The sequence below is a fragment of the Dryocola clanedunensis subsp. sulfonylureivorans genome (assembly GCF_016756775.1).
Taxonomy (GTDB): domain Bacteria; phylum Pseudomonadota; class Gammaproteobacteria; order Enterobacterales; family Enterobacteriaceae; genus Dryocola; species Dryocola clanedunensis.
In genome coordinates this window covers 1-1,114 of the sequence record NZ_JAERMU010000069.1, presented here as the reverse complement: position 1 = coordinate 1,114, position 1,114 = coordinate 1, and the positions used below count along the sequence as shown (strand labels likewise).

At 54.8% G+C, this 1,114-nt stretch carries 1 protein-coding gene; it reads left to right on the top strand.

The window, feature by feature from the left end; translation table 11 throughout:
- Positions 1–108 precede the first annotated feature (108 nt).
- A complete protein-coding gene (locus tag HYQ67_RS23795) occupies positions 109–1,095 on the top strand; it encodes an IS110 family RNA-guided transposase (protein ID WP_202308654.1) in 987 nt (328 codons plus the stop codon).
- Positions 1,096–1,114: the final 19 nt, after the last annotated feature.

Genomic DNA, 1,114 nt, shown 5'->3' with positions numbered 1-1,114 from the left:
TCCGTTTCACCTTTCACGTCACTCAAAATCCGAACGGTAACCAGAAGCTCTGACTTCGTATGTACAAGGCTGGAATGACGTGTTGGCTCAGGTGAAAGGAGACAAAATATGTTCACTCTCGGTGTTGATGTCAGTAAAAATAAAATCGATATCTGTCTGCTTGCTGCAGGTGTTAAAGGCAAGAAAAAGCACAAGGTTTTCACCAATGAACCCGGCGTGGCCCGTAGGGTCACGGACTGGCTCGACGCTCAGAAGTGCCCGTCTGACAGCGTCACCGTGGTACTGGAAGCGACCGGTATCTATCACGAGAATCTGGCATACGGTCTTCATGATGCCGGTGTTAAGGTCTGTATGGCCAATCCCCACCGCGTGCGCGAATTTGCCTGTGGGATGGATATCCTCACCAAAAACGACAGGGTTGATGCCTTCGTTCTGGCCTGTTACGGCGAGCTGAAACACCCGGAACCCTGGGTGCCGCCATCGCCTGAAGTTCGCAAGCTCAGGGCACTCCTGCGTCAGCGTGATGCACTGAAAGAAGACGTTCAGCGGACGGCAAACCGGCTGGAAAAAGCCCACTCCACGGCCACGCCGCGGGAAGTTATCACCTCGCTCCAGCGGACTCACGGCTGGTTGAGCGATGAGCTGGAGCGGATAGAAAGGCTCATTACAGACCACACGGACAACGATCCGGGGCTGAAAGCAGATCTTGATCTGCTGAAATCGATTAAGGGTGTAAAGGATCAGGTAGGCCGGGAAATGCTGGCTATCCTGAAAGACGGCGCGTTCAGAAGTGCTTCGCAGGTGGCGGCGTATCTGGGCATCACACCGGTAGAGAAGACCTCGGGAAGCTCGGTGCGGGGGCGTCCTCACATGTCGAAAACAGGGCCGTCGGGGATAAGAGCGAAGCTGTATGTGGCGGCAATGAGCGCCAGCCGGTGGAATAAACCGGCGAAAGAGATATACGAAAGGCTGATAGCGAGAGGGAAGGCAAAGAAGGCGGCGCTGGGTGCAGTAATGCGCAAGCTGGTGCACATGTGCTTCGGGGTGCTTAAAACACGCCTGCCATGGGATGAAAATTATGCAGCTACCGCTTGACGTTCAAGACGGTAGCTAC